1 protein-coding gene is annotated in these 3323 nt (G+C 56.6%); it reads left to right on the top strand.

Going from position 1 to position 3323, the window contains the following annotated elements:
• Positions 1–3323, top strand: a 3323-nt coding sequence (locus tag KPG66_RS16070; RefSeq protein WP_237071466.1) for a condensation domain-containing protein, incomplete at both ends; no start/stop codon positions are given.

The raw sequence follows: 3323 nt of genomic DNA, 5'->3' as shown, positions 1-3323 counted from the left end.
TGAGTTGCAACCGCGGCGGGTGCTGGAGATTGGTGTAGGCACGGGACTGCTGCTCGCGCACTTAGCGCCCCATTGTGAAGCGTATTGGGGTACGGATATTTCCGCCCCCGTTATTGAAGCGCTCAAGCTTCAGGTGGCGCAGCACGCTGAATTAGCGGCACGCGTTGAGTTGCGCACGCAAGCCGCACATATTACTGAGGGCTTGCCGCAAGGCTATTTTGACACTATCGTCATTAATTCCGTTGTCTTACATTTCCCGAACGCTGATTATTTGCTTGATGTGTTACGTCAGGCGATGGCGCTACTTGCGCCGGGAGGCGCTCTTTTTGTCGGGGATGTGCCAGACTTGCGCTTGTTCGAGTGCTTCACTAGTGCCGTCCAATTATACCAAGCGGATCCCAGCACGGATGACTATGCCAGTTTGCGCCGACGGATCAAGCAAAGCCAACTGGCCAGAAAGGAATTGCGCCTGGCACCGGCCTTCTTCAGTACGCTGCACCGCGCCATTGATGAAATCGCGGCGATTGATATTCAGCTCAAGCATGGCGATTACCATAATGAATTGAGCCGTTATCGCTACGATGTGGTGCTGCGTAAAGGGTCGGTCAACACGCTACCGCTGGCGCACGCGCCGCAACTGTATTGGGCAGAGGCCACTACGCTTGAGGCGGTGAAAACGCATTTAGCCACTGAACGTCCCGCCTGTTTGCGAATTGTCGGTGTGCCCAATATGCGCGTAGCGTGCGAACTTGAAGCCACGCAGGCGTTGAATAACGCTGATTGTGATCTTGAACTGATCCAGCATCGGCTCAAAACGGGTTATGCACAGACTACTGCGCCCACTGTTGAAGATTTCTACGCATTGGGTGAATCGTTGGGTTATTGGGTCGGTGTTACGTGGTCGGAACATACTGCTCCGGCATGTATAGATGTTGTGCTGGTGCAGGCACGCGACATGGCTTGCGCCGTCCCGACGGATCTCTATTTGCCGCCTTCCTCCAGTAGTGGGCAAACCCCTCATGCTCATGCAAATAACCCGACAAGCTTAGATCAATTCGCAGATATTCGTCAGTATGTAGCAACACGACTACCCGAATACATGGTGCCGGCCGTTTTCATGCGTTTGGATACATTGCCGCTCACGCCGAACGGTAAGCTTGATCGACGTGCGCTGCCGGCCCCAGACAGTACACTATTAGGTCAACTATATGAAGCGCCGCAAGGGGAGTTGGAAACCAAGCTTGCGGCGATTTGGGCCGAGCTGCTCGGGGTCGAGCGGGTGGGGCGCCAAGATAGCTTCTTTGCACTGGGTGGTCATTCGCTGCTTGCAATACGGATGATCGAACGCTTGCGTCGGTTTGGGTTGACATTCTCGGTACGCACGTTGTTCGACTCGCCCACGCTGAGCGCACTTGCCGAATCGCTTGGCCAGCACCGTGAAGTGACGGTGCCACCTAACGTAATCACACCCGACAACACGACAATCACGCCGCAGATGCTGCCGCTCATCGACTTGGCTCAAGCGGACATCAATCAAATTGTTGAACGGGTGCCGGGTGGGGCGGCAAACATCCAAGATATTTATGCGCTTTCGCCACTGCAAGACGGGATTTTGTTTCACCACTTGCTGGCCACTGACGGCGACCCGTATCTGCGGATGGTTCAGAAATCATTTGGAAATCGGGAGGAACTCGATCGCTACCTCAATGCAGTCCAGCAAGTCGTTGATCGTCACGATATTTTGCGTACTGCCTTTGTATGGGAGGGCCTGTCTGCACCCGCTCAGGTTGTCTGGCGCCATGCACCGCTGTCGATTACTGAACTTGTCTTGGATCCGGCCCAGGGACCCGTTATCGAGCAACTGACCCATCGCTTCAATCCTCGTTGTCACCGCATCGATTTAACTCAAGCTCCGTTGATGCATTTTGTGCTCGCGCAAGACAGCGATGGCCGCTGGCTGCTATTGGAATTGGTGCACCATCTAATCGACGATCACGCGACACTGGAGGTCATGCACACTGAGGTGCGGGCGTTCCTTGAAGGCCGTGGCGACACATTGCCACCGGCTCAACCTTTCCGTAACTTGGTCGCGCAGGCACGCCTGGGCGTGAGCCAAGAAGCCCATGAGCGTTTCTTCACTGACATGCTCGCTGACGTGGACGAACCGACACTGCCGTTTGGGCTCACCGGCGTGCATCGTGACGGCGCGGAAGTCACCGAAGCGCAGCGAAGGTTGCCACAGGCATTGAACAACCAGTTGCGTGCGCAGGCCAGACGCCAGGGCGTGAGCGTGGCCAGCTTATTTCATCTGGCGTGGGCGCAGGTGCTCGCGCGTGCGAGCGGCCAGCAGCGGGTAGTGTTTGGCACGGTGTTGTTCGGGCGAATGCAAGGGGGCGATGGCGCGGGCAGTGCGATGGGGCCGTTTATCAACACACTGCCGTTGCGAGTGGAGCTAGACAGTAGCGTTGAGCATAGCGTGCGGGATATGCAAGCGCGCTTGGCTGCGTTGCTCGAACATGAACATGCGTCGCTCGCACTCGCGCAGCGTTGCAGCGGCGTGCCGGCGGGCATGCCACTCTTTAGCGCACTGTTTAATTATCGGCACAATGCGGCGCGGCCGGTTGAGGGCCAACCGGTAGATAGTGCAAGTTTGTTAAATGTAGAAGGACGTACCAACTACCCACTCACGCTGTCGGTGGATGATGCTGACCAAGCGCTAAGACTCAGCGTTCAAGTGGTGCGGCCGTTTGACGCGAACCGTGTGTGCGGTTATATGCAGCAGGCACTAGAAAGCCTAGCCGAAGCGCTCGAATATGCACCAAATTTGCCGGTTTGGCAATTAGAAGTGTTGCCTCGTGAAGAGCGTACCCTGCTGCTTCAGACATGGAACGCGACGACGACCTCCTATCCGGCGCACGAGTGCATTCATCAGTTGTTCGAGGCGCAGGTGGAGCGTAGCCCGGATGCCATCGCTCTGGTGTATGAAGAGCAGACACTGAGCTATGCGCAGCTTAATGCACGGGCCAATCGGCTGGCGCATCGGCTTATCGATTTGGGCATCCAACCTGGCAACTATGTTGCCACGCTGCTCGAGCGCTCAATTGATTTGGTGGTGGCGCAGTTGGCCATTCTCAAGGCAGGGGCAGCGTATGTACCGATTGATCCGCGCGCTCCCACAGAACGGCAAAGCTGGATCATCAGCGATTGCGCCGCCCAGTTGTTGCTCACCGACGCGCACACCGAAGTTGCGGCTTCGGCGTCTACAGCGCTATTGCGTTTGGGCTCGCCAGACAAAGAGGACGCGGAACACACGCCAACGACTT

Origin of the sequence: Mycetohabitans sp. B2 (assembly GCF_021733735.1) — a bacterium.
GTDB lineage: Bacteria > Pseudomonadota > Gammaproteobacteria > Burkholderiales > Burkholderiaceae > Mycetohabitans > Mycetohabitans rhizoxinica.
Note: the sequence above shows the minus strand (reverse complement) of the source record. Positions and strands in the feature narration are given on the sequence as shown.